Below are 24,993 nucleotides of genomic sequence, written 5' to 3' on the forward strand. Positions count from 1 at the left end.
GCCAAGCTAGCACGGACAATCGAGGCGTACAGGCGAGTTGAAGATTAGATCAGTGGATTGGCACCAGCCCGGCCAGTTCGCGCATGTCGTCGAACAGGATACCGCCGGCCTGGATCAGGCCGTCGCGGTCGGAATAGGGGTCGCCATGATAGGAAAACACCCGCATGCCGGCGGCGATGCCGGCTTGCGTGCCGGCAACGCTGTCCTCGATGACGATGCAGTCGGCGGGCGCGAAGCCCATTGTCTTCGCCGCATGCAGGAACAGGTCGGGGAACGGCTTGCCGCGCCCGACCATGGTCGAACTGAACATCGCATGTTCGAACAGCGGCAACAGCCCGGTCTGGCCAAGCGTGATGTGCATCTTCGACACCCGGGCCGAGGTGGCGACGCAATAGGCGATGCCGGCCGCACGCACGGCTTCGACAAACTCGCGGACATAGGGGATCGCCTCGACCCCGTGGGCGAACAGGTCCGGCAGGCCGGCATTCCAGCGGTCGACGAAATCGGCGCCGAGCCTGACGCTCGTCTTTTCTTCGATCTCTTTCTGCACCGACGCCATGCTGCGGCCGGAGAAATTCTTGCGGCAATATTCGAAGCTCGTCGGATATCCGGCAGCACTTAGCCATTCCGCAAGGCGTCGATTGGCGAGGTTCTCCGTATCGACCAGAATCCCGTCGCAGTCGAAGATAACGAGTTTTGGCAGTTCAGACATCAGGCGGTGCCGGTCGATCCGAACCCGCCCGAACCGCGCGCCGTGCCACCGGCCAGACTGCGTTCCTCCACGGCAGCCTGCGTCGCCGCCGCGAAAACGATCTGGGCGATGCGCATGCCGCGCGTCACGGCGAAATCCTCGTCGCCGAGATTGATCAGCAGCACCTTCACCTCGCCGCGATAGTCGCTGTCGACAGTGCCGGGCGTGTTGAGAACGGTCAGCCCGTGCTTGAAGGCGAGACCGGAGCGCGGCCGCACCTGGCCTTCCATGCCTCCGGGAATTTCCACGATCAGCCCGGTCGGCACCAAAGCGCGTTTTCCCGGTAGGATCAGCAGCGGTCGGTCATCCGGCACCGCGGCACGCAGATCCATGCCGGCCGCACCGGTGCTTTCATAGGCAGGGAGGGGAAGTCCTTCACCATGCGGCAACCTGACGAAGCCGACGGTCGGACCGATGACGGAGGGAGTTTGAAGGGCTGCGCGCATAAAATCGATCCTATCGGCGCGAACGGCGATTCGGTCAACTCGACCGCAATGCTATCAACGTCTTTCTTTCGGGCATCACTGTGACCGAGTTCCTTCGCGGAAGGTCGGCGGTCGTTGCCAGAAGGACCGCACGCCTTGGCGATTAGCGAAAAACGCCCATCACTTCGTCATCCACGGGCCGAGCAAGGAGCGTAGCGACGCAGCGCAGACCCGAGAATCCATGCCGCGACTCAGACGCTTCGCCACGGTACAAAATTCTGCTCCGCTGCACACTTCGCTAAGGTCGCGGCATGGATCCCAGGGTCTCCGCAGCCGCTTCGCGACTGCTACGCCCTAGGATGACGAAGTTGGGGAGGCTTCGGCCAATTGCGAACATCTAAGATCAGATCCTGTCTGCCAACAGGCCTCTAACCCGGCAGATCCCAGGCGCCGCGACTACCGCAGTTCCATCGGAACCACGGTCGTCTCCTTGATCTCCTCCATCACGAAGGAGGCGGAAACGTCCGACAGCGCCACCTTGGCGATAAGCCGCTGGTAGAGCCGGTCATAGGCCTTCACGTCGGCGACGCGGGCACGCAAGACATAGTCGAGGTCGCCCGACATGCGATAGACGCCGGTGATCTCGGGAAAACCGGTCACCGCCGCCCGGAATTTCTGCAGCCAGTCCGGGTCGTGGTTGGACGTTCGGATCAGGATGAACACCGAGAGGCCAAGCCCGAGCTTTTCGGCATCGACCAGCGCCACCCGGCCGGTGATGACGCCATCCTCCTCTAGCCGCTTCACCCGGCGCCAGCAGGCATTGCGCGACAAGGCCACCCGTTCCGACAGCTGGTCTACCGACAGTGTGCCGTCACGTTGCAATTCGGTCAGCAATTTTCGGTCGATTTCATCGATTTCCAGCGTCATGTGGGATGATTGTCCCATGAGATGGCCAAATACAAGGACATTTTGAGACCGATGAACCGGCGAAGCGTGTCAGGATACTCACATCAGAACGTCAAGCGCTGAAGGGGAACCAGCATGTCGTCACGGCTCGCAAGAATCTTCACCTCTCATCCGGCCAAGGTCGGCGAGACCTATTTCGGTCATATGGGTTTTGCCGCCTGGTTCTCGTCGCGGCTGCTTATGGCGGCTTGTGCCGCGCTCGTTCACGCTTTCTTGCCATTTCTGTTTGAGACTACCGCCAGCCGAATCGTTCGCGAGCTTTACGAGCGGACGCACAACAGAGGCTCGCACGTGACAAAGGAGCCGGTGGCTCTGATGGATCGTGCCTAGAGGACGACAGAAGCGATGTGCCGATGGGCGGCCTATCTCGGTGAAGCGGTCTTTCTCGAAGACATCCTCACGGCGCCCTGTCACTCGCTGATCGCCCAGAGCCATTGCGCCCAGGAAGCGAAATCGCCGACCAATGGCGACGGCTTCGGCCTTGCCTGGTATGGCGACCGTCAGGAGCCCGGCCTCTATCGCGATATCCTGCCGGCCTGGTCCGATCCCAATCTGAAGAGCCTGTGCCGGCAGATCAAATCCGGCCTGTTCCTCGCCCATGTGCGGGCCTCGACCGGCGGCGCCACCAGCCGCATGAACTGCCATCCCTTTGTCTCAGGGCGCTGGTCGTTCATGCACAACGGCCAGATCGGCGGCTTCGAAAAGATCCGCCGCGCGCTGGAGAATTCGCTGTCCGACGCCGTCTTCGACCAACGCGAAGGCACCACCGATTCCGAATTGTTTTTCCTGCTGATGATCGACGAAGGATTGGCCGACGATCCGCAAGGCGCCGTCTCGCGCGCCACCAGCCGCGTGCTCGAAGCCTCGCGCCGTGTTGGGCTGGAGCCGGCGCTGAAGCTTACCGCCGCTTTCTCGGACGGACAGGCGCTGCATGCGGTGCGCTATGCGACCGATGCCCACGCCCCGACGCTCTACACCTCCGTCTTGCGCAAGGGCGGCCGCTGCATCGTTTCCGAACCCTTCGACCGCGAGGGCGGCGACTGGCAGGCGATCCCGCCATCGAGCTTCGTCACCATGACCAGGGACGGCATCGCCATCAGTCCCTTTGCTCCGACCGCCGCGAAGCTGGCGCTGGTCGGGTAAATTCTTCGCCAATTGTTTGCGTCGCGGGACAGCGCCCCCTTCTGTCCTACCGGACATCTCCCCCACAGGTGGGGAGATTGGCCGTCATCGCGGCTTTCGCCAATCTCCAACGTTGCAGGATTGGACGAAGCACTGAAGCTGCCGATCTCCCTCCTTGTGGGGGAGATGTCCGGCAGGACAGAGGGGGGCGCCGTAGAGCGCCGAATTCAACAGTTCCAGCCTGCGCAATTACGATCAAGTGCTAGCGAGTTTCAAATGCTGAACTTGGCTTGAAGCCGCGCGGCAATCCTCCATGTCAATCGACACCCGCGGCCAGGCCGGAGCATCGTCATGGACGCCGTCTTTTCCTCAACCGTCGATCTCGCCGCCGCGATCGCCACGCGGACAATCTCCGCCGTGGAGGCACTTGATGCGCATCTGGCGCAGATCGACGAGCACAATAAGGCGGTCAACGCCGTCATCCCGCTCGACCGGGAGGGCGCCCGCGAGCGCGCCAAAAAGGCGGATGTAGCCCAGGCGCAAGGCGCCGCGCTCGGGCCGCTGCATGGCGTCCCGTTCACGCTGAAGGACATGCACGAGACATCTGGCATGAAGACCACGGTCGGCTTCCCGCCCTTCGCCGACTACATCGCCAGGCGCGACAGCCCGATCGTTATCAGGCTGAAGGCAGCCGGCGGCGTGCTGTTCGCCAAGACCAACGTCGCGACCATGCTGTCCGACTGGCAGTCGAACAATCCATTGTTCGGTCGCACCGGCAATCCGTGGGACCTCCAGCGCACCGCGGGCGGCTCCAGCGGCGGTGCGGCGGCGGCACTTAGCTCAGGGATGACGCCGTTCGATGTCGGCACCGACATGCAGGATTCGATTCGGCTGCCGGCCGCCTTCTGCGGTGTTTACGGGCTCAAACCGACGGAGCACCGCGTCTCGCTGGCTGGCGCCTTCCCCGATCCTGGCGCCGCCGCGCGCAGCGTGCGGCTGATGTCCTGCCTTGGCCCGCTGGCGCGCAGCGTGGAAGATTTGGCGTTGATCTATCAAATCATCGCCGGACCGGATGGAAACGACACCGATCTTGCGCCGGTACCGGTCGAGGGCATGCCAAAGCTCGACCTCAGGACATTGCGCATCGCCTTGGCGCCATCCTTTCCCGGGTTTCCGGTGGCCGGCGAGATCAGCGCCGCAGTCGAAGGTCTGGCAAGGCAGGTGCAATCGGCAGGGGTGATCGTTGAAGAAGCAAAACTGCCAAAACTCGATTTACACGACGATCTCGCGCAGGGCGGCGCCCTGATCGGCATGATGATGGAGGCCGCGCAACCGGAGCCGCCGCAGCAACCGACACCGGTGTCACGCTGGTTCGAAGCGCTTGCCCGCCGCGACAGATCCATTCTCGGCTGGGACCGGTTCTTCGAAGACTGGGATGCGCTGCTCTGCCCGGTCGCTATGACCACGGCCTTCCCGCATTGCGCGCCCGGCACGCCGATCCAGGTCGACGGCAAGGAACAAAGCTACTGGATGTTGCCGGCCTATGGCGCTGTCTTCAACTACAGCGGCCACCCCGCACTTTCGCTGCCATGCGGACGAGACAGCGAAGGCTTGCCGATCGGCCTGCAACTGGTCGGCAAACGCTGGTCGGAAGCGCGGCTGCTCGGCATCGCCAAGGCAATCGAACCAATGACAGGCGGCTTTCGCCGTCCGCCGGGTTATTGAGCGAAGCGCGACAGTCCATACGGTGCCAGCAGCGGGTCGCGCTCGCCGTCGAGGATTTCCCGAGCGGCGAACAGGCCGACGGCCGGCGCCAGCGTGATGCCCGAATGCATGACCGCGACATAGAGACCGTCCATGCCCTCGGCGCGGCCGATGATCGGAAAACCATCGATCGGAGTCGGACGATAGCCGACCGTGTGGAAATCGAGTTCCAGCCCGTTGGCGCCGCGCAACGCTGCCTTCATTACCGCGAACAATTCGCGCGCCGTGGCTTCAGGGTCATGGCCGGGATCGCCGCCGGCGAAATCCGAGCCGGAGATGATGCGGCCCTCGGCCGTCTGTCTCATATGCAGTTTCTCGGCGTGCACTAGCCCGTTGAGCAGCTTTTTGTAAGGCCGCGAGTGGACAATCAGACCAGGCGGCGTCTCGATCGGCAGCTTGATGCCGGCGGTGGCGGCGATGGCTGGGGCGCCAGTGCCGGCTGCGATCACCACCTCGTCGGCGACAATCGGCCGGCCGGAAATCTCCACGCCGGCGACCTTGCCGTTGGAAAGCACCAAAGCGGTGACGGCTCCGATCGTCATTCTCGCGCCACGCTGTTCGGCGTCGGTCAGCAGCGCTTTCGCGGTGGCCACAGGTTCGGCCACGCCTTCTTCAGCAACATAAACGGCAAAATCGGGAGGCTCGACGAGGTTGGGCTCGATTTGTGCCGCCCGGTCGCGGCCAACGCGTTCGATGCCATAGCCCCATGAAGCGTGTTCGGCCGCGTAGGCTTCGAGCCTGTCGGCTGGCAGGTCCCAGCACAGCCCGCCGCACCAGGCGAGCGGCAGTCCAGGCAGCTCGTTTGCGAGCCGTTTCCATTCCGCCATGGCGCGGGTGCGCAGCCGGAAATACGGCTCCGGATTGCCCCAGCTGGCATTGATCCAGGCAAACGAGTTCGGCGTCGCCACCCCGCCAACGGCGCTGTCGGCGATGACCGTCACCTGCGCGCCCACCTTGCTCAGATGCCAGGCGATGGAGGCGCCGATGATGCCGGCGCCGATGACGATCACTTCTTTGGCGGTGCTCATGCTGGACCTCTGCCGAACCGGGTCTTTTGATGCCATCGCAACGGACCTATCTCAAGTGCCAGCAGGCAATCCGGTCAAATCTGTTCGACAGGCCGGAAATGCACTGCTAGAAGCCCGCGCCACAGACAGGATTCCAAAAATTGGCTGAAGACATCGAACAAGCGGTATCCCGCCGCCGCACCTTCGCGATCATAGCGCACCCGGACGCTGGCAAGACCACGCTCACCGAAAAGCTGCTGCTGTTCGGTGGCGCCATCCAGCTTGCCGGTGAGGTCAAGGCCAAGAAGGACAAGATCCAGACCCGGTCCGACTGGATGAAGATCGAGCGCGAGCGCGGCATTTCGGTCGTCACCTCGGTGATGACCTTCGAATATGAGGACAATGTCTTCAACCTGCTCGACACGCCCGGCCACGAGGACTTCGCCGACGACACCTATCGCACGCTGTCAGCGGTCGACAGCGCCGTCATGGTCCTCGACGCCGCCAAGGGCATCGAGCCGCGCACGCTGAAACTGTTCGAGGTCTGCCGGCTGCGCGACATCCCGATCATCACCTTCGTCAACAAGATGGACCGCGAAAGCCGCGACCCGTTCGAGATTTTGGACGAGATCGAGCAGAAACTGGCGCTGGATACAGCGCCGATCACTTGGCCGATCGGCCGCGGCAAGAATTTTTCCGGCACCTATCATCTGGCGCTGAACGCGGTGCGCAGGGGCGACGACGAAAAGGAACGCACGCCGGTCAACGGCCCCGATTCCAACCGTGTCGCCGGGCTGCTGCCGGAGAACGAGCGCGAGGCCTTCATCGAGGAGCTGGAACTGGCGCGCGAAGCCTGCCGTCCGCTCGATATCGACGCTTTTCGCGAGGGCCATCTGACGCCGGTCTATTTCGGCTCGGCACTGCGCAATTATGGCGTGCGCGACCTGATCGAGGCGCTTGGTGCCTTTGGCCCGCCGCCGCGCGCACAGGAAGCCGACACCCGCAAGGTCGAGGCGACCGAGGACAAGATGACGTCCTTCGTCTTCAAGATTCAGGCCAATATGGACCCCAACCATCGCGACCGCATCGCCTTTGTCCGCGTCTGCTCCGGCAAGCTCGAGCGCGGCATGAAGGCCAAGCTGGTGCGCACCGGCAAGCCGATGAGCTTGTCGGCGCCGCAATTCTTCTTTGCCCGCACCCGCGTCACCGCCGACGAGGCCTTCGCCGGCGACGTCGTCGGCATTCCCAACCACGGCACGCTGCGCATCGGCGACACGCTGACCGAGGGCGAGGAAATCCTGTTCCGCGGCGTGCCGAATTTCGCGCCGGAAATCCTGCGCCGCGTCCGCTTGGGCGACGCGATGAAGGCCAAGAAGCTCAAGGAAGCGCTGCACCAGATGGCCGAGGAAGGCGTCGTGCAGCTGTTCTCGCCAGAGGACGGCTCGCCGGCCATCGTCGGCGTCGTCGGCGCGCTGCAGCTCGACGTGTTGAAGGAGCGGCTGAACTTCGAATACACGCTGCCGGTCGAGTTCGAGATGTCGCGCTTTTCGGTCTGCCGCTGGATATCGGCCGACGACAAGGCGGAGGTTCTGCGCTTCATCGAGGCGCATCGCGGCGACATTGCCCGCGACCTCGACAATGATCCGGTGTTCCTCGCCCAGCACGCCTTCTCGCTCAACTACGAAGCCGAGCGCTGGAAGGCGATCCGCTTCGCCACGATCAAGGACTATCAGGTCCGCGACAAGGCGGCTTGACCCTTCTTTTCCCCCGCAAGTGGAAAGCCGAGGCTTTCGCTCTACGATATACCCCCACCCCTAACCCTCCCCACAAGGGGGAGGGAGATTTTCGCTGGCGCTGACCTTGGCAAATAGCCTGCTTTCGACGCCAAAGAGGAAGTAAGGGCACGCGGCAGCGTTCCCTCCCCCTTGTGAGGAGGGTCAGGGTGGGGGTCCTTCTTCGCAAGAATCCATATGCGACTGCTCTGCCCGCAAGGAGGAGAAGGAAGATCGTGCGGTGCTCAGCCCCTGGCCGCTTCTTCGATCTTGGCGATGTCGATCTTGCTCATCTGCATCATCGCCGCCATGACACGGCCGGCCTTGGCCTGGTCCGGATCCTGAAGCAGTCTTGGCAGTTGCTCCGGCACGACCTGCCAGGAAACGCCGAACCTGTCCTTCAGCCAGCCGCAGGGTCCGGGCTCGCCGCCTTCTTCGATGAGCTTGTTCCAGAAATGATCCACCTCTTGCTGCGTCTTGCAGTCGATCGACAGCGAGATCGCCTCGGTGAACTTGTATTGCGGGCCACCATTGAGCGCCTGGAATTGTATGCCGTCGAGCTCGAACGAAGCCACCAGCACCTTGCCTTCAAGAGCGTGGCCCTTGGGCCAGCGTGTCACACTCAGCGCCTTCGAATTCTTGAAGATGGAAATGTAATGGTTCATGGCCTCTTCGGCCTGGCCATCGAACCACAGGAAGGTGGTGATCTTCTGCATGTCGTGCTCCTCGTTGTCTCTTGGGGGTGAAGGAAGGGTCAGGCGGCGCCCTTGGCGGCGTCCTGCAGGGAAGCAAGGTAGGCGTCGAGCTGGGCATAGCTTTCAGCCATGCCGCCAGTCATGCCAGTGCCGAGCGCGCCGTCGCGGGCCGCTTGCGAGGCGTAAAGCACCGTCTGCGTCAGCAGCGTCTTTCCGGTCTGTTCGGTGAAGACCACGGTCCCGACCGTCTCGCCGCCGGTCCAGTCCTCGTCGAACAATTCGGTGGCGACGATCCTGGCTGGGCGCACGATTTCGCGATAGGCGCCGCTCATGCCCATGCTGCGGCCATCGCGGTGCTGCCAGACATAGCGCGTGGCGCCGCCAACCCTGAGGTCGATTTCACAGACAGCCAGCCGCCAGCCATCGGGGCCGTGCAGCCAGCCCTTCAAAAGCTCCGGTATCGTCCAGCAGTCGAAGACCATCGGCCGCGGCGCATCGAAGAGGCGGGTGATCTGCACTTCGCGGTCACTGGGCGTGGTCACGGTCAATGTGGCGACGGTCGCGCCGGGCAAGGTTGTGGTGCTCACGATGATCCTCCTCATGTTTGCCCAAGGACGTGCGGCCGGCCGGCAATCCGACACAGGCCTGATTTTTCGGCTACTGGTCCGTACTGTCGGGAGCTTTCTCGGCCTGCATGGCGACGAGCAGCGCGTCGAGGCGCTGGAAGTTGCCTTCCCAAATGTTGCGGTAACGCTCCAGCCAGTCATTGGCCTCGGCCAGCGGTTTTGCTTCCAGCCGGCAGGGCCGTCGCTGCGCGTCGCGGCCACGGGAAATCAGTCCGGCGTTTTCCAGCACCTTGAGATGCTTGGAAATCGACGGCTGGCTCATCGCGAAGGGCTCGGCAAGCTCCATCACCGACGCTTCGCCCTGGATGAGCCGGGCAAGGATGGCGCGGCGCGTCGGATCGGCGAGTGCGGCAAAGGTGGCGTCCAGCTGGTCCATCGAATGTCCATAGCCAAAAGGGTATATACCTGATTGGCTATATACAGACGAACCGCCCTCGTCAACCGCCTTCCGGATTTGCTGGCGCATCGCAAAATTGTGGCCAGACCAGGCTTGCCCGTCTATAACGCCTGCGGTCCGAATTCAGCGCCGCCACGCTCCGCATCGAGCGCGGCCAGCCAGCCAAGGAAAATTCATGCCTGCCTATCGCTCCCGCACCACCACCCATGGCCGCAACATGGCCGGCGCCCGCGGTCTCTGGCGCGCCACCGGCATGAAGGATTCCGATTTCGGCAAGCCGATCATCGCGGTGGTCAACTCCTTCACCCAGTTCGTGCCGGGTCATGTGCATCTGAAGGATCTCGGCCAGCTGGTCGCGCGCGAGATCGAGAAGGCCGGCGGCGTTGCGAAAGAATTCAACACCATCGCCGTCGACGACGGCATCGCCATGGGCCATGACGGCATGCTCTATTCGTTGCCGTCGCGCGAGCTGATCGCCGACTCGGTCGAGTACATGGTCAACGCGCACTGCGCCGACGCCATGGTCTGCATTTCCAATTGCGACAAGATCACGCCCGGCATGCTGATGGCCAGCTTACGCCTCAACATCCCGACCGTCTTCGTTTCCGGTGGCCCGATGGAAGCCGGCAAGGTGGTGCTCGCCGGCAAGACGCAGGCGCTCGACCTGGTCGACGCCATGGTCGCGGCCGCCGACGACAAGATTTCCGACGAGGACGTCAAGGTCATCGAGCGCTCTGCCTGTCCGACCTGCGGTTCCTGCTCCGGCATGTTCACCGCCAATTCGATGAATTGTTTGACCGAAGCACTTGGCCTGTCGCTGCCCGGCAACGGCTCGACGCTGGCCACGCATGCCGACCGCAAGCGGCTGTTCGTCGAAGCCGGCCACCTGATCGTCGATCTCGCTCAGCGCTACTACGAGCAGGATGACGAGACGGCGCTGCCGCGCAACATTGCCTCGAAGGGCGCCTTCGAGAACGCCATGACGCTCGACATCGCCATGGGCGGCTCGACCAACACCGTGCTGCACATCCTGGCCGCCGCGCATGAGGGCGAGATCGACTTCGATCAGGATGACATCGACGCGCTATCGCGCAAGGTGCCGGTGCTGTGCAAGGTGGCTCCCGCCAAGTCCGATGTCCACATGGAAGACGTCCACCGCGCCGGCGGCATTTTTGCCATCCTCGGCCAGCTCGACAATGCCGGCTTGATCAATCGCGACCTGCCGACCGTGCACACGCGTACGCTGGGTGACGCGCTCGACCATTGGGATATTTCGCGCTCGACCAGTCAGAGCGTGCGCGATTTCTTCCTCGCCGCACCGGGTGGCGTGCCGACGCAGGTCGCCTTCAGCCAGGACCGCCGCTGGGACGAGCTCGACCTCGACCGCGAAAAGGGGGTCATCCGTTCAGCCCAGCATCCCTTCTCCAGGGATGGCGGCCTTGCCGTGCTGAAAGGCAATCTGGCACTCGACGGCTGCATCGTGAAGACCGCCGGCGTCGACGAATCGATCCTGAAGTTCACCGGCCCGGCCCGCGTGTTCGAAAGCCAGGACGCCAGCGTCAAGGCGATCTTGTCCAACGAGATCAAGGCCGGCGATGTCGTCGTCATCCGCTATGAGGGGCCGCGCGGCGGCCCCGGCATGCAGGAAATGCTCTACCCGACCAGCTATCTGAAGTCGAAGGGCCTCGGCAAGGCCTGCGCATTGGTCACCGACGGCCGCTTCTCCGGCGGCACGTCGGGCCTGTCGATCGGCCATGTCTCGCCGGAGGCCGCCGAAGGCGGTTTGATCGGGCTGGTGCAGGAGGGCGATACGGTCGAGATCGACATCCCGAACCGGACCATCCGCCTCGCGGTCAGCGATGCCGAACTTGCCGCGCGCCGGGCAGCCATGGAAGCAAAGGGGGTTGCTGCCTGGAAGCCCGAGGAAAAGCGCAAGCGCAAGGTGACGACTGCCCTGCGCGCCTATGCCGCGATGGCGACGAGTGCGGCCAAGGGCGCGGTCAGGTTCGTGCCGGAGTAGAGCTGAAATTCCATCTGTATGGCGCTGCCCCCTCATCGTCCTGCCGGACATTTCTCCCCGTATAGTGACGGGGAGAAAGGCGCCGTCATCAACGATTTCGCCAATTGTAGGCGTGGCAAAAAAGGCGGCGGGTCGCACATCTCCCTTCTCCCCGTCACTATACGGGGAGAAGGTGCCGGCAGGCGGATGAGGGGCAGCGCAAGCGCTTCAGGATTTTTCGCCGCCACGACAGAATGCTGATTCTTCAAGCGGGATGACGACATATGGATTTCGACCTTATCGTTCGCGGCGGCACGCTGCCTGATGGCAGGGTCGCCGACATCGGCATCATCGGCGAGACAATCGCCGCGATCGAGCCGAAGCTCGATGTCACCGCCGGCACGGCGATCGACGCCGGTGGCAATCTGGTCTCGCCGCCCTTCGTCGATCCGCATTTTCACATGGACGCGACGCTCTCCTACGGCATTCCGCGCATCAATGCGTCAGGCACGCTGCTCGAGGGCATTTCGCTGTGGGGCGAGTTGAAGCCGCTTTTGACGCATGAGGCGGTGCGCGACCGCGCACTTGCCTATTGCGACTGGGCGGTGTCGATGGGTCTGCTTGCCATCCGCACCCATGTCGATGTCTGTGACGACAGGCTGCTGGCGGTCGAAGCCCTGCTCGACGTCAAGAAAACCATTGCCCCTTATATCGACCTGCAATTGGTCGCCTTTCCGCAGGACGGGTTTTATCGCTCGCCGACGGCGCGTGAAAACACCATCCGCGCGCTCGACATGGGCGTCGACATCGTCGGCGGCATTCCGCATTTCGAGCGCACCATGGCCGACGGGACGCGCTCGGTCACCGAGCTCTGCGAGATCGCAGCCAGGCGCGGCCTGATGGTCGACCTGCATTGCGACGAGACCGACGACCCACTGTCGCGTCACATCGAGCAGCTTGCCTATGAGACGCAGCGCCTTGGCCTGCAAGGCAAGGTCGCTGGCTCGCATCTCACCTCGATGCATTCGATGGACAATTACTACGTTTCGAAGCTGCTGCCGCTGATCGCCGAGGCGGGCGTTTCGGCGATCCCCAACCCGCTGATCAACATCATGCTGCAGGGCCGCCATGACACTTTCCCGAAACGCCGGGGCATGACCCGGGTCAAGGAGATGCAGGCCCTCGGCATTCGCGTCGGCTGGGGCCAGGACTGCGTGCTCGATCCCTGGTACTCGCTAGGCACCGCCGACATGCTCGATGTCGCCTTCATGGGCCTGCACGTCGCCCAGATGTCGAGCCCGGCCGACATGGCGCGCTGCTTCGACATGGTCACCAACGTCAACGCGTCGATCATGGGGCTCGATCATCTCGGCCTGGCGGTCGGCAAGCGCGCCAGCCTGGTCATCCTCGATGCCGGCAATCCGATCGAGGCCTTGCGCCTGCGCGCCGAACGCCTGTGCGTCATCGCCAGGGGCAAGGTGGTGGCGGAGCGAATGAGGCAGGAAACGCGGCTGTCCATCGATGGCCGGCCCGCCTCCGTCAACCGTCGGCACGTTGCGCCGCAAGCCCAATGACTGCCTTCGAGGTATTGCCGTGAGCGACGAGAAGAATGTGAGGGAACCAAACCCGGCGCTCATGTCGGCGGTAACCACCGAGCACTTCGTGATGCAGGCGGCCATCGGCACGACAATCAGCGAAGCCGGCTCGCGCGCCACCATCTATGTCATGGCGCTTTCCAGCTCTCTGGTGGCGATGGGATTTGCCGCCAATTCGACGCTGGCCTTCCTGCCGTTCGTGGCGACGGTTCTGCCGGTCATTTTCCTGCTTGGAGTCCTTACCACGCTGAGAATGGTCGACATTGCCGTGGAGAACATGCAGGCTCATATCGCAATCGCCCGGATCCGTTCCTTCTATCGGACGCTTGGCCCGCAAGCAGAGGCCTATTTCGCTGCCGAACGCGGACGCTGGCCAGAGGGCAAATCAGAGCCTGCGCTGAGGATCGGTGCGCTTTCAGGTTATCTGACGACCGCAGCCATGATGATCGCTACCGTAAACGCCATGGTTGCCGGCGCCGGCATTATCCTGATGAGTCGATGGATGGGGATCGGAATTGTCGGCGCGCTGACAATTGGGATTACCGTTGCAATTGCCCTGTTCGCGCTGTTTTTCGTCTACCAGCAATGGCGCATTCGCGAGCTTGCGCCCTCGTACGATGGGTCACCACCGACCCGACAAGAGACATAGGCGATCGTCTGCAGTACTCGTTAGGTCCAGCGAATTTGCGGCTGTGGCCCCTGCCTTTGTGGTAAATCTCCTCGTCAACCGAATGATAGTCCTCTAACACGCCGTAACCGAGCCACCGTCCGGAAGGATTTGACACCGGCCATGGCGCAGCCTGCCATCCAGAATTCCACGATCAGGAATGTGCTTTTGGCCGGCATCCTGCTGATGCTGGCCGGCGACTTCCTGTTTGCGCTGAACGACGCCATGGGCAAGTGGCTGGTCGCCAGCTTTTCCGTCGGCCAGGTGGTGCTGATCCGCTCCATCGGCGCCTTCTTCGTGCTCGGCCCGATGATCGCCCATCAGGGGACAGTCAAGCTGTTTCGCATGGAACGCCTGGAGCTGCAGCTGCTGCGCGTGGTGATGACGACGCTCGACACGGCCTTCTTCTATGCCGCCGTGGTCTACCTGCCGCTTGCCGACGTGATGAGCTTCTACATGGCCGGGCCGATCTATGTCGCGGCACTCTCGCACCTCTTGCTTGGCGAAAAGGTTGGCTGGCGTCGCTGGATGGCGATCCTGCTCGGCTTCTGCGGCGTGCTGATCATGCTGAAACCCTCGTCGGCCTCGTTCTCGCTGTCGTCGAGCTTCGCGCTCGCCGGAAGCATTGCCTTCGCCTTCGCCATCATCCTCAACCGGCGCCTGCGCGGCACCAGCGACACCAATCTGGTGACGTGGCAGACCATCGGCACGATGGTGGTCGGAGGCGCGCTGACCATCGGCGCCTGGCAGACGCCGTCGGCGCTCGACTTCGGCGCCATGCTGCTGCTCGGCATCGTCTCCTGCGGCGCGCATCTGATGATCACCAGGGCGCTCAAGCTGGCGCCGGCCTCGACGCTGGCGCCGCTGCATTACACGCTGCTGTTGTGGGCGGTGGTGTTCGGGCTGGTGTTCTTCGGCGACGTTCCCGGCCCGCGCATCCTGATCGGCTCGGGCATCATCGTCCTCGCCGGCCTGTTCATCTTCCACCGCCAGAAAGTGGTCGACACCACGGTGCCGCCGGAAAACGTGCCGAAGGGCGTCAATTAGGGTCCAGCTTCTGGTCCCTAACCCCGGCGTATCGCGGCAAGGTGCCGTGAAAACTCATGCGTCTCCATCAGCGCCTTGCAGCGGGCAAACCGCCCGTCGGCATAGGCGCGGAAATCATCGACCGGGTTGTTGTTGGCGAGCTGGATCAGCCCCACAGCGTCCACAACAGATCGCACATCGCCTTGTGGATGACGATGCGGCCGCGCTCGGCCGGCCTGGCCTCGCCGCCGAAATAGGCACGCATCATCTCTTCGTCCTGCACGGTGTCGAACTTGCCTTCCACGCTGAGGTCGCCAAGGTCCCAGAGCGGGTCGTTCATGCCCGAATATTCCCAGTCGACGATCCACATCCTGTCGCCCGTATCGAGAAAGTTCTCGCACAGCGGATCGCAATGACAGGCGACGAGGGGCAAGGGATGGGCGGCAAGTGCCGACCGCACGCTCCCGGCCTCGCGCACCACGTCGTGATAGCCGGCGGGCAACGAGACATCCTTGGTCGACAGCACCTTGAGATAGTCGTCGATCATCGCAAAAAGTTCAAAGCGGAAGGGAAACACCGCGCCTGAAGCGTGCAGCTTGCGGAAAGCCTCGCCGGCGCGCGCAGGACTGCCCGGCCGTGTCGTGAATTTCTCCGGCGACATGGTCTCTGCGCCGGCGATGAAGCGCGTCACCATGACCCCGGTGGCGGGATCGACATGCAGCACCTCGGGACTGACTCCCGCCTTTGCCGCCTCGCGCGCCGCCACCGCCTCGTTGGCGCGGTTGATGTATTCCTCGGTGCCCCTGCCGGGGATGCGCAGGCAAAAATCGCCGGCCTTGAAGACCAGGTTGGTGAGGCCGCCGAGCCGCTCCAGTGGCCCGGTGTAGCCGGCCAGCATGGGGATGGCGGCCAACGGAATGTCGGCAAAAGTTGCACGCGCCTCGTCTGTCGCCATGGCTGCGTCCCCACGCTGTTATTTGTCGCGCCGACGGTTCCACAATTTTCGCGGTTTGGCTATCATCCGATCGTGGGTGGCGCGAGAGTGGGTGGCTAACAGCGATGGCGGACAGCAAACATCAAGGTGCGCTTGGCGCTGCCTACGCGGCGAAGCGGCCAGAGGACGTCGCCGCACTTTATGACCGTTGGTCGCAGACCTATGACGCCGACATGTCGGCCGCCGGTTACCGGCATCCGACGATCTGCCTTGCCCTGCTGGCCCGCCATTTGCCGCGCGGTGCCGCACCGCTGCTCGATGCGGGAGCCGGCACCGGGCTGATCGGCGAATGGCTTGACATAACCGGCTATCCCCAGGTCGAGGCGCTCGACATTTCACAAGGCATGCTCGCCCAGGCGGCCCGCAAGGGCGTCTATTCCGCGCTGCATTGTCTGGCGCTTGGCGGCAAGCTGCCTTTTGCCGACGGTGCCTATGCCGGCATCGTCTCGTCCGGCGTCTTCACCTCCGGCCATGTCGGCGTCGAGGGGCTGGACGAGCTGATCCGCATCTGCCGGCCGGGCGGCATCATCGTGCTGACGGTCAAAAACACGCTGTGGGAAGCCGGCTTTGCCGCGCGCATCGCCGAACTCGAAACGCAAGGCCTCGTCTCTCGCGTCGAGGAAACGCGTCCCTACGTCTCGATGCCCGGCGAGGCCGACACCGTGCCAAGTCGGGGGCTCGCCCTGCGCGTGAACTGAGCCGAGGCGCTGGGTGGCCGATTTCAGCGTCGCGCCGCCCCTCATCTGGCTGCCGCCATCTTCTCCCCGTGAACGGGGAGAAGGACGCTGGCATCACCGGTTTCGCCGATCGTCAACGTAGCAGAAAGAGTGCCGAGGCCGCGGTCAGCGGGCTTCTCCCCGTTTACGGGGAGAAAGTGCCGGCAGGCGGATGAGGGGCGGCGCCGGCTTCACCAGAAGACATCTTTGGGAGTGGTCATTTGCCGGTTTGGTGGTTCCGGTCTCGCCCTCAAAATTCTAGGCTCTAACCTTTTTCCCCGCGGGGTCGTACATCGGTTCGAGATGGATCTTGGCCGGAGTCCGCTCCATCGCCACGACCAGTTCATAGTCCCCCGAGGCGAGAAAATCGTCGCTCACCCCGTCGGCGTTGCGCACATAGCCGTAGCCGATGTTTTTGCCCACCGTGTAGCCATAGCCGCCGCTGGTCAGATAGCCGACCGGCTCGCCATTGTGCAGGATGGTCTCGCGGCCGAGCAGCACGATCTCCGGATCATCGACCGTGAAGCCGGCAAAACGTTTCTTCAAAGCCGCGCCGCCGACCTTTTCGAGCGCGCGCCGCCCGACGAAATCCGTGTTCTTGCGCAGCTTGACCGCCCAACCCAGGCCGGCTTCCTGCGGCGTGTCATTGGGCGTGATGTCGGAGCCCCAGGCGCGATAGCCTTTTTCCAGCCGCAGCGATTCCAAGGCCCGGTAGCCGACGGGGCGGATATCGTGCTTCTTGCCTGCCGCCATCAGCGCATCGAACACTTCGCCTGTGGCCGCGATCGGCACATGCAGTTCCCAGCCGAGCTCGCCGACATAGGTGACGCGCAACGCCCGAACCGTGTGGCCGGCGATGACAATTTCGCGCACATGGCCGAACGGGAATGTCGCGTTCGACACGTCCGCCTCCGTCACATCGGCCAGCACATCGCGGGCCTGGGGTCCCATCAGCGACAGCGTGCCGAAATCCTCGGTGACGTCGGCGAGCGTGGCATTGAGACCTTCGCCGATATGGTCGCCGATCCACGACAGGTCATGCGTGCGGAACCCGGTGCCGGTGACGATGTAGAACTTTTCCTCGGCCAGCCGCGCCACGGTCAGATCCGCCTCGATGCCGCCGCGCGTGTTGAGAAGCTGGGTGTAGGTCAGCCGGCCGGCCGGCTTGCCGACATCGTTGGCGCAGATCCAGTCCAGCGCCTTCAGCGCGTCAGGCCCGCTCAGCTCGTATTTGGCAAAGGACGACTGATCGAAGATGCCGACCTTCTCGCGCACATGCTTGTGTTCGTCGCCGACGGCCGCGAACCAGTTCTGGCGCCCCATCGAATAGATGTCCTGGGGCTCTGCACCTTCCGGCGCGAACCAGTTCGGCCGCTCCCAGCCGAGCTTCGAGCCGAAAACGGCGCGCTGCTGCTTCAGCCGTTCGTAAAGCGGCGAGACGATGCGCGGGCGTCCGCTGGCATACTCCTCATGCGGGAAGCCGATCGTGTAGTGCTTGCCGTAGGCCTCCAGCGTGCGGTCGCGGACCCATTGCCGGTCGCGGTGCAGGTTCGAGAAGCGCCTGATGTCGACCACCCACAGGTCAAGCGGCGCCTCGCCGTCGACCACCCATTGCGCCAGCACCCAGCCGGCGCCGCCGCCTGAGGCGATGCCGAAGGCGTTGAAGCCGGCCCCAACGAACATGTTGGCGCATTCGGGCGCCGCGCCAAGGATGAAATTGCCGTCCGGCGTAAAACTCTCCGGCCCGTTGATCATCTGCTTGACGCCGACTGTCTCCAGCGCCGGCACGCGCGCGATCGCTTGGCGCATGTGCTGCTCGAAATGGTCGTAGTCGTCGTCGAACAGCCGGAACTCCCAATCGTCAGGCACATCGCCCCCGGGGAGATCAGTCGTCCATGCTTGCGGGTTAGGCTCATACCCACCCATCACCAGCCCGCCGACCTCCTCCTTGAAGTAAGTCCGGCGATCCGGGTCGCGGATGGTCGGCGCGTCGGTCGCCAGTCCGTCGATCTTCTCGGTGATGATGTACTGGTGCTTGACCGGCTGCAGCGGCACGTTGATGCCGGCCATTGCCCCCAACTGCCGTGCCCATTGGCCGGCGCAGTTGACCACCTTGTCGCAGGCGATGTCGCCCCTGCTGGTCTTCACCACCGTGATGCGGCCATCCCTGAGCTCGAAGCCGGTGACGCGGACATTCTCGAACAGTCTGGCGCCATGCATGCGCGCACCCTTGGCCAGCGACTGCGTGATGTCGGAGGGGCTAGCCTGGCCATCGGTTGGCAGCCAGGAAGCGCCGACGAGATCGCCGGTTTCCAGGAGCGGCCACATGGCCTTGATCTCAGCCGGCGACAGCAATTGCATGTCCATGCCGAAGCTTTTCGCTGTCGTCGCCAACCTTTTGTATTCGGTCCAGCGGTCTGCATTGGTGGCAAGCCGCAGGCAGCCGGTCATCTTCCAGCCGGTGGCAAGACCGGTTTCGGCTTCCAGTCCCTTGTAGAGGTCGACGGAGTATTTGAGCACGCGGGTGATCGAGGCCGACGAGCGCAATTGCCCGACCAAACCCGCGGCATGCCAGGTCGAACCCGAGGTCAGCTTGCCCTGTTCGAGCAGCACCACGTCGGCCTTGTGGTCGCGCGCCAGATGATAGGCCGTCGAACAGCCGATGATGCCGCCGCCAATGACGACGATGGCGGCCTGGCTAGGCAATGTCATGATTTCTGTGTCCCGTATTTTGTCCGGTAGTTTTCCAGCGCCGCATCGAGCCGCGTCAGGTTTTCCTCGGTGTAGGCGACGTAATCGATGCCGGGCGCGTCGAGATAGAGTTCGGACACCATGCTCCACATCGCCTCGCGCAGCAGCGAGGCGCATTGCATGGCCGCATGCGAGCGGCGGATTGCCTCGTCCGGCTCCTTCATGAAATAGGCGGTCAGGAAGGCGAAGGATTCCGCGTCGCTCATGCCGGCATTCGAGGCGACGCCGGCCAGATCGAACATCGCCGTGTTGAAGCCGGCATATTCGAAGTCGATCAGCCACAGCCTGTTGCCGTCGTCGAGAATATTAGCCGGCAACAGATCGTTGTGGCCAAAGACGATCGGCAGCAATTTCTGCGCGCGCTCCAGTTCGTCGGCCAGCGTCAGCAGGCGCGGCAATTCGCCCCGCTTGCGGCTGCCGCCCTCCTCAAGCGTGCGCGCATAGTCGCGAATGACATGGAACACCCAGAACATGAAGCCGGCGCCGGAAACGTGATTGGGCATCTCCCGATGGAAGCCGCGCATCAGGGCGGCGATGCGGCCGAGGTTGGCGCGCACATCTTCCGCCTGATAGGTTTTGGCGCCAAGAAACTCCGTCACCAGGATGCCCGGTTCGGCATGGAGGACGGCGGGCGCGAAACCGGCGGCATGTGCCGCGCGTGCCGTCATCACTTCGCGCTCGCGAAAGACATGGTGGAACGGATAGTCCTTGCCGAAGCGCACGACATGCTTTCCGGCTGCGTCCTTGACCACATAGTTGGCGTTGCTCAGGCCGCCAGGCAGCGGTGCAATCTCGATGCCGCCGGTCCAGCAGGGCAGGGCGCGGATGCGATCTTCGGCGGTCACGGAATCATCCCTGGTTTGCTGGGCTTTGAAAAACGCGCCATGGGCGGCGCAACGGCAGCGGGAAGAAGTGCAAAAATCTCGTCGGTGCGGGATGCCAGGATCGGTATCCCGCACCGCACCGACGAGCCCCTTGGCCAGGTTTTTGAACCCCGGCGTCCGCCCCCGCGGATCTGAAAATTCCTTGCGCCAGACACGTTCAACAATGCCTAGTCAGTGAGTTGCGGCTCTGCCATCACCCTCCCGTGGCTGCTCCGAACCCTTTCATGGTTTGGATTTCACGCCACGGTTGCCCAGCTGTCAACAAAAATATGTGACTTTTTTTGGGTGTTTTGCCCGAAAGCATGAGCAATTCCTTTAAAACCTCTTGAATTACCTTAGAATCGGGCAAAAGGGCTAAGTCCGGGAAAACCAAATGACCCATTCGAAACGGCATGGCGAAATTCTGCGGCTGTTGCAGGAAGAGGGGACCGTCACCATCGCCAGTCTGGCCGACCGGCTGGGCGTTTCACTCGAGACCGTGCGCCGTGACGTCAAGCCGCTGACCAGCGACGGCTCCGCCCTTAAGATGCATGGCGCCATCGGCCTGCCGTCGATGATCGGCGAAGCGCCGTTCGAACGGCGCATGCGCGAGAATGCCGATGCCAAGCGCATCATTGCCCGCATGGTCGCCGCCACCATCCGCGACGGTGAATCGATCATGCTCGACACCGGCACGACGACGTCGTTCCTGGCCCGTGAGCTGCTCGGCCACCGACGGCTGACGGTCGTCACCAATTCATCGGACATCGCCCGCACGCTGGCCACCGTCAACGGCAACAAGGTCTACATGGCCGGCGGCGAATTGCGCAGCGATTCCGGCGCTGCCTTCGGGGCCTCGGCCATCGACTTCGTCAGCCGCTTCTCGGTCAGCCATGCCATCATCTCCACCGGCGCTGTCGATGCGGTGATGGGCGTCATGGACTACGATCTGGAAGAGGCTGAGTTCGCCCGCATGGTGCTGTCGCGCGGCCAGCGCTCGCTCGTCATCACCGATCACAGCAAGTTCGGCCGCCTGGGCCTGGTCCAGGTCTGCGGCTTCGACGGCTTTTCCGAACTCGCCACCGACCGGTCGCCATCAGCCGACATTACCGCCGCGCTTGCGCAAGCCGGCGCGCGGCTCAGCATCGCCGGCGGCCAAGCCGGATTCTAGAATCCGGATAGCTGAAAAAGAACCTAGCCGAACACCATCGACTGGTGGGCGCATACGCCCGCGAAGGTGCCGGCCGCTACGGCGAAGGCGATGTTGTGCATCGACCGTGCCGCGTCGCCGGCGGCATAGACGCCTGGAACGGTCGTCTGCTGTCTGTCATCGACGGTGATCACCGGACCGAGGAGGCCTTCAGTGAAGCCGCAACCGAGCTGCTCGGCCAGCGGGCTGGCCATTGTGTTGCGCGGCGCGGTGAACATCGCCCTGACGCCTGCCGTTCGGCCGCCATCGAGGTGGACGATCAATCCACTGGCGCCGTCCTCCCGCAGTTCGGTGACGGTGGCGGGTTCAAACCGCACTTTCTGCCTTTCCAGTGCGAGCGCCTGTTCGGCATCGGGTTCGAGCAGGCCGTTGCCGAACAGCGTGACATCGCCCCAGTCCGTGATCAACTGCGCCTGATGCAGGGACATCGGACCGGTCGCGAGCACGCCAAGCGGCCCGCCGGAGACCTCATAACCGTGGCAATAGGGGCAGTGCAGCACGCTCTTGCCCCAGAGCTCGGCAAGCCCGGGAACTTCCGGCAGGATGTCGCGCACGCCGGTGGCCAGCACCAGCCGTGCAGCGCCGAACGCCTCGCCACCATCGGTGGTGACTTCGAAACCGCTGCTGCCTGTGGCAACGGCATTGTCGGCGCGCCCATTGACAACCCTGGCTGTCGGGTAAGCCAGCAATTGCCGCCTTGCGTCGTCGAGGATGGCGCCGGGCGTGCGCCCGTCCTGTCCGAGGAAGCCATGCGAATGCTCGGCAAAACTGTTGCGCGGCTGGCCGGCGTCGATCACCAGCACCTTGCGTCCCGCCCGCGCCACCTGGATGGCGGCGGACAGGCCGGCAAAGCTGCCGCCGACGACGGCGAGATCATACTGCATGGCGGGAGACTCCAATGAGGTCAAAACGACGGCGGAAATCGGCGGTCAGGTCGGCCAGCGTGATGTGGCTGAGCTTCTCCGCCAGCAGCTTTTCGGCCGCGACGCGAAAATCGTCGAGCACGGCGATGACCGCTTGCTCGACAAGACAGCCGGGGCTTTCCGGCTCGGTGCTGAACGGCAGCAGCGTTTCGCCAAGCGCAACGCTGATCTCGGCCAGCGAAATGGTGTCGGGGGCTCGCCCAAGCAGCCAGCCACCGCCATGCCCGCGTGACGAGGTGACGATGCCGGCATCGCGCAATCCGGCGATGGTGCGGCGGACAACCACCGGATTGGTGTGGATGAAGGTGGCAAGCTGCTCGGAGGTCAGCGCCTGTTCGGGCTTCTCGGCCATGTGGACGAGAATGTGCAGGGTCGAGGACAGGCGGCTGTTTCGCTTCATGTAACTTAATTAGTTACGATTGGCGCGAATGTCAAACACGCGGCATGCGCGTCCCTTGCCTCCACGCCTATGCAGGCGAAGCGCGAAAAGTCATGCGGAAGCAGGCGCCGCTCGGCTTGCCGTCGAGGATCTCGATCCGCCCGCCATGCAATTGCATGATTTCCTGCACCAGGTTGAGGCCGAGCCCGGCGCCGTGATCTTGCGGGCGCAACCGGTAGAAGGGCTCGAAGACGCGCTCGCGCTCAGGCGGCGGCACGCCGCCACCTTCGTCCCGCACCTCGATGACGGCTGCGGCGGCGACGCTGATGGTAATCTTGCCAGTGCGGCCGCCATGCTCGATGGCGTTCTGGACGAGGTTGGTTACGGCGCGTTCGATCGCGGTGCGGTCGCCGGTGGCGAAAACTGTTTCTCTTTCCGGTTCGAACGACATCTCGTATCCGGCCGAGAACGCCATCGGCGCGAGGTCGACAATGACGCCACGCGCGATCGCCACAAGGTCGACCTTTTCAAAAGCCACGGCCTGCCGGTCGAGGCGCTGCAGGTCGAGCAGCTGGTCGGTCAAGGTCGAAAGCCTGGCCGCATCCTGCAGCAGCCGTGCCCGTTCCGGTGTCGCCGGCAGCGAGGCGAGGCGCGTGTTGAGGATGGCGACCGGCGTTCGCAGCTCATGGGCGGCGTCGGTCAGGAAACGCTTGTGGCGCTCGTAGCCCTTGTCGAGACGCGCAAGCGCGGCATTCACCGCCTTCACCAGCGGCGTCACCTCCATCGGCACGTCCTTCAGCGGCAGTTGCACGCCGCGCTGGTCGATGTTGATGCGCTCGGCCTCGGCGGCCGCATGGCCAAGGCCCGATAGCGCACCACGCACCACCCAGGGCGTCGCGAACAGCGTCGCCAGCGCCATCAGGCCGGCGAGCGGCAATATCCCCCACAGGAAGAGCTGCGGCGCCTGCCCGAGCAGGCGCATGAGCGAAAGCCCGCCCTTGGTCCCGGTGAAGATTTGGACGTTGCCGGCCGCCGTATCGGACCAGCGTATCTTTCCCCCGGGCGGCGCGGCTTGCCCGAGGGCCTTGTCGATCCGGGCATCGCTGATGTTGTCCAGCAATCGAACAAACGGCTGGAAAATGGCCGGCACCGTTCCCTCCTGAAGCCGCTGCCCTTGCTTGTCACGAATGATGAACCAGAGGTCCGGAACGTTCGAGCGTAGCGTCGTCATATCCGGCGTCTCGTTGAGGACAAGCTTGCCGCTTGCATCGCGTGCGACCGCATCCGCCAGCACGTCCAGTGTGCCATCCTCGTAGTCGTGAGGGATGAGACCGGTGGCCAGCATGGCACCGAAAATGCCGACGATAATCAGCGTCAGCATCGCGCATTGCAGCAACGCGATGCGCAGCACCAGGCTCCATTTCAGCGAACGCGGGCGCCTCATACTCATCGCTTGATGCTCATGTCGTCTCGCGCAGCAGATAGCCGACGCCGCGAATGCCGTTGATCGTTACGCCGCCGTCTGCGTCGGCGAGTTTGCGGCGCAGGCGCGAGACATGGGTGTCGAGCGCGTTGGACTGGATCTCGTCGTCGAGGCCGAACACCGCTTCCATCAGCGCCTCGCGCTGCACCATGCGGCCGGTCCGCCGCATCAGCGCCTCCAGTACCAGAAGTTCACGGCGCGGCAGGCCGAGCGGCTCGCCACGGATCGACACCTCGCGATGCCCGACATCGAGCACCAGATGGCCGGCGCGGATGAATTGCGACCGCATCGACACCGGGCGCCTGAGCAGCGCACGCAAGCGGGCCAGCAGTTCCTCGAAGGCGAACGGCTTGGCCAGATAGTCATCCGCTCCCATGTCCAGCCCCTCGACCTTGTCCGACATATCCCCCTTCGCCGTCAGCATCAGCACCGGCGTGGTGTTCTTCGCCGCACGCAGCCTGGGCACCATCGACAGCCCATCGCCATCCGGTAACTGCCGGTCGAGCAGGATGGCGTCGTAGCTGTCGGCGGCAACGAAGCCCTCGGCCTCGAGCAAAGAGCCGGCATGGTCGACGACCATGTCATGCCGCTTCAGCGCGGCACGCAGGGCGGCAACCATTTCAGGCTCGTCTTCGACCAGCAAGATGCGCATCCATCATCCCTTGAGGAGATCAGTTGCTTCGGGCGCTACAGCGCCAACATTGCGCAAACATGGCAAATCCTGGCGGCGGGCGTCGACATCCCCTTTCTTTGCATCTGCCACCTTGCGCAATGTCTATGCAATCCAGTCGCGGCAAACAGCGCCAGTCGAGTGTTGGCGATTCGCCCGCAGCCGACACCAAGGCGTCGGACCCGGATATGA

23 protein-coding genes and 1 pseudogene are annotated in these 24,993 nt (G+C 63.7%); 10 read left to right on the plus strand and 14 right to left on the minus strand.

The window, feature by feature from the left end; genetic code table 11:
• Nucleotides 1-49: 49 nt before the first annotated feature.
• The 3 genes from BPNPMPFG_RS26120 to BPNPMPFG_RS26130 form a co-directional block, all read right to left on the minus strand.
• Complete coding sequence (locus BPNPMPFG_RS26120) at nucleotides 50-712, minus strand: HAD family hydrolase (protein WP_258591483.1); 663 nt, start codon at nucleotides 710-712, stop codon at nucleotides 50-52.
• Nucleotides 712-1,197, minus strand: coding sequence for a dUTP diphosphatase (gene dut / locus BPNPMPFG_RS26125; RefSeq protein WP_258591484.1), 486 nt, complete (start codon nucleotides 1,195-1,197; stop codon nucleotides 712-714). Before dut ends, BPNPMPFG_RS26120 begins: the two co-directional genes overlap by 1 nt.
• A 435-nt stretch (nucleotides 1,198-1,632) precedes the next feature.
• Complete coding sequence (locus tag BPNPMPFG_RS26130; protein ID WP_258591485.1) at nucleotides 1,633-2,103, minus strand: Lrp/AsnC family transcriptional regulator; 471 nt, start codon at nucleotides 2,101-2,103, stop codon at nucleotides 1,633-1,635.
• Nucleotides 2,104-2,217: 114 nt separating this feature from the next.
• Between BPNPMPFG_RS26130 and BPNPMPFG_RS26135 the strand changes: the two genes are divergently transcribed.
• The 3 genes from BPNPMPFG_RS26135 (at nucleotide 2,218) to BPNPMPFG_RS26145 (ending at nucleotide 4,989) form a co-directional block, all read left to right on the plus strand.
• Nucleotides 2,218-2,472 carry a DUF6356 family protein gene (locus BPNPMPFG_RS26135; RefSeq protein WP_258591486.1) on the plus strand — a complete coding sequence of 85 codons (255 nt, stop codon included), beginning with the start codon at nucleotides 2,218-2,220 and terminating at the stop codon, nucleotides 2,470-2,472.
• A gap of 15 nt (nucleotides 2,473-2,487) precedes the next feature.
• A complete protein-coding gene (locus BPNPMPFG_RS26140) occupies nucleotides 2,488-3,285 on the plus strand; it encodes a class II glutamine amidotransferase (RefSeq protein WP_258591487.1) in 798 nt (265 codons plus the stop codon).
• 330 nt (nucleotides 3,286-3,615) lie between these two features.
• Nucleotides 3,616-4,989, plus strand: a complete 1,374-nt coding sequence (locus tag BPNPMPFG_RS26145; RefSeq protein WP_258591488.1) for an amidase — start codon at nucleotides 3,616-3,618, stop codon at nucleotides 4,987-4,989.
• Here the strand turns inward: BPNPMPFG_RS26145 and BPNPMPFG_RS26150 are convergent.
• Complete coding sequence (locus BPNPMPFG_RS26150; RefSeq protein WP_258591489.1) at nucleotides 4,983-6,056, minus strand: NAD(P)/FAD-dependent oxidoreductase; 1,074 nt, start codon at nucleotides 6,054-6,056, stop codon at nucleotides 4,983-4,985. The two genes, BPNPMPFG_RS26145 and BPNPMPFG_RS26150, sit on opposite strands and share 7 nt — an antisense overlap.
• A gap of 140 nt (nucleotides 6,057-6,196) precedes the next feature.
• Here BPNPMPFG_RS26150 and BPNPMPFG_RS26155 point away from each other — a divergent pair, with 140 nt between their 5' ends.
• On the plus strand, nucleotides 6,197-7,789 hold the full coding sequence (locus BPNPMPFG_RS26155; RefSeq protein ID WP_258591490.1) for a peptide chain release factor 3: 1,593 nt from the start codon (nucleotides 6,197-6,199) through the stop codon (nucleotides 7,787-7,789).
• Nucleotides 7,790-8,052: 263 nt separating this feature from the next.
• On the opposite strand, the gene BPNPMPFG_RS26160 is transcribed toward BPNPMPFG_RS26155, so the two are convergent.
• The 3 genes from BPNPMPFG_RS26160 to BPNPMPFG_RS26170 form a co-directional block, all read right to left on the minus strand.
• A complete protein-coding gene (locus tag BPNPMPFG_RS26160; protein ID WP_258591491.1) occupies nucleotides 8,053-8,523 on the minus strand; it encodes a VOC family protein in 471 nt (156 codons plus the stop codon).
• A gap of 38 nt (nucleotides 8,524-8,561) precedes the next feature.
• The gene (locus BPNPMPFG_RS26165) at nucleotides 8,562-9,089 is read right to left on the minus strand and encodes an SRPBCC family protein (RefSeq protein ID WP_258591492.1); all 528 of its coding nucleotides are present in this window, start codon (nucleotides 9,087-9,089) and stop codon (nucleotides 8,562-8,564) included.
• Nucleotides 9,090-9,159: 70 nt separating this feature from the next.
• Nucleotides 9,160-9,504 carry an ArsR/SmtB family transcription factor gene (locus tag BPNPMPFG_RS26170; RefSeq protein ID WP_258591493.1) on the minus strand — a complete coding sequence of 115 codons (345 nt, stop codon included), beginning with the start codon at nucleotides 9,502-9,504 and terminating at the stop codon, nucleotides 9,160-9,162.
• 196 nt (nucleotides 9,505-9,700) lie between these two features.
• Here BPNPMPFG_RS26170 and ilvD point away from each other — a divergent pair, with 196 nt between their 5' ends.
• From ilvD to BPNPMPFG_RS26190, 4 genes are all read left to right on the plus strand, one after another.
• A complete protein-coding gene (gene ilvD / locus BPNPMPFG_RS26175) occupies nucleotides 9,701-11,545 on the plus strand; it encodes a dihydroxy-acid dehydratase (protein ID WP_258591494.1) in 1,845 nt (614 codons plus the stop codon).
• A 263-nt stretch (nucleotides 11,546-11,808) separates the two neighbouring features.
• On the plus strand, nucleotides 11,809-13,098 hold the full coding sequence (locus tag BPNPMPFG_RS26180) for an amidohydrolase family protein (RefSeq protein WP_258591495.1): 1,290 nt from the start codon (nucleotides 11,809-11,811) through the stop codon (nucleotides 13,096-13,098).
• Between the two features lie 19 nt (nucleotides 13,099-13,117).
• The gene (locus BPNPMPFG_RS26185) at nucleotides 13,118-13,768 is read left to right on the plus strand and encodes a hypothetical protein (protein ID WP_258591496.1); all 651 of its coding nucleotides are present in this window, start codon (nucleotides 13,118-13,120) and stop codon (nucleotides 13,766-13,768) included.
• A 141-nt stretch (nucleotides 13,769-13,909) separates the two neighbouring features.
• On the plus strand, nucleotides 13,910-14,833 hold the full coding sequence (locus BPNPMPFG_RS26190; protein ID WP_258591497.1) for a DMT family transporter: 924 nt from the start codon (nucleotides 13,910-13,912) through the stop codon (nucleotides 14,831-14,833).
• Nucleotides 14,834-14,850: 17 nt separating this feature from the next.
• Here the strand turns inward: BPNPMPFG_RS26190 and BPNPMPFG_RS26195 are convergent.
• Nucleotides 14,851-15,767: pseudogene (locus BPNPMPFG_RS26195) on the minus strand (phosphotransferase).
• Between the two features lie 104 nt (nucleotides 15,768-15,871).
• Between BPNPMPFG_RS26195 and BPNPMPFG_RS26200 the strand changes: the two are divergent.
• Nucleotides 15,872-16,504 (plus strand): class I SAM-dependent DNA methyltransferase, encoded by a 633-nt coding sequence (locus BPNPMPFG_RS26200; protein WP_258591498.1) that lies wholly within the window; start codon nucleotides 15,872-15,874, stop codon nucleotides 16,502-16,504.
• 276 nt (nucleotides 16,505-16,780) lie between these two features.
• Here the strand turns inward: BPNPMPFG_RS26200 and BPNPMPFG_RS26205 are convergent, their stop codons facing one another.
• Together BPNPMPFG_RS26205 and BPNPMPFG_RS26210 are read right to left on the minus strand one after the other, a co-directional pair.
• Nucleotides 16,781-19,234: a GcvT family protein gene (locus BPNPMPFG_RS26205; RefSeq protein ID WP_258591499.1), complete on the minus strand. Its 2,454-nt coding sequence runs from the start codon at nucleotides 19,232-19,234 to the stop codon at nucleotides 16,781-16,783.
• A complete protein-coding gene (locus BPNPMPFG_RS26210) occupies nucleotides 19,231-20,118 on the minus strand; it encodes a phosphotransferase family protein (RefSeq protein ID WP_258591500.1) in 888 nt (295 codons plus the stop codon). Before BPNPMPFG_RS26210 ends, BPNPMPFG_RS26205 begins: the two co-directional genes overlap by 4 nt.
• Before the next feature lie 412 nt (nucleotides 20,119-20,530).
• Between BPNPMPFG_RS26210 and BPNPMPFG_RS26215 the strand changes: the two genes are divergently transcribed.
• The gene (locus BPNPMPFG_RS26215) at nucleotides 20,531-21,307 is read left to right on the plus strand and encodes a DeoR/GlpR family DNA-binding transcription regulator (RefSeq protein WP_258591501.1); all 777 of its coding nucleotides are present in this window, start codon (nucleotides 20,531-20,533) and stop codon (nucleotides 21,305-21,307) included.
• A gap of 23 nt (nucleotides 21,308-21,330) precedes the next feature.
• On the opposite strand, the gene BPNPMPFG_RS26220 is transcribed toward BPNPMPFG_RS26215, so the two are convergent.
• The 4 genes from BPNPMPFG_RS26220 to BPNPMPFG_RS26235 form a co-directional block, all read right to left on the minus strand.
• Nucleotides 21,331-22,230, minus strand: coding sequence for an NAD(P)/FAD-dependent oxidoreductase (locus BPNPMPFG_RS26220; RefSeq protein WP_258591502.1), 900 nt, complete (start codon nucleotides 22,228-22,230; stop codon nucleotides 21,331-21,333).
• The gene (locus tag BPNPMPFG_RS26225) at nucleotides 22,220-22,669 is read right to left on the minus strand and encodes an RrF2 family transcriptional regulator (protein WP_258591503.1); all 450 of its coding nucleotides are present in this window, start codon (nucleotides 22,667-22,669) and stop codon (nucleotides 22,220-22,222) included. The genes BPNPMPFG_RS26220 and BPNPMPFG_RS26225 overlap by 11 nt, the downstream gene beginning before the upstream one ends.
• A 67-nt stretch (nucleotides 22,670-22,736) precedes the next feature.
• Entirely contained in the window at nucleotides 22,737-24,098 is a 1,362-nt protein-coding gene (locus BPNPMPFG_RS26230) for a sensor histidine kinase (RefSeq protein WP_258591504.1), read from the minus strand.
• Nucleotides 24,099-24,108: 10 nt separating this feature from the next.
• Entirely contained in the window at nucleotides 24,109-24,783 is a 675-nt protein-coding gene (locus BPNPMPFG_RS26235) for a response regulator transcription factor (protein WP_258591505.1), read from the minus strand.
• Between the last annotated feature and the right edge of the window lie 210 nt (nucleotides 24,784-24,993).

The organism is Mesorhizobium sp. AR07 (assembly GCF_024746815.1).
Classification (GTDB): domain Bacteria; phylum Pseudomonadota; class Alphaproteobacteria; order Rhizobiales; family Rhizobiaceae; genus Mesorhizobium.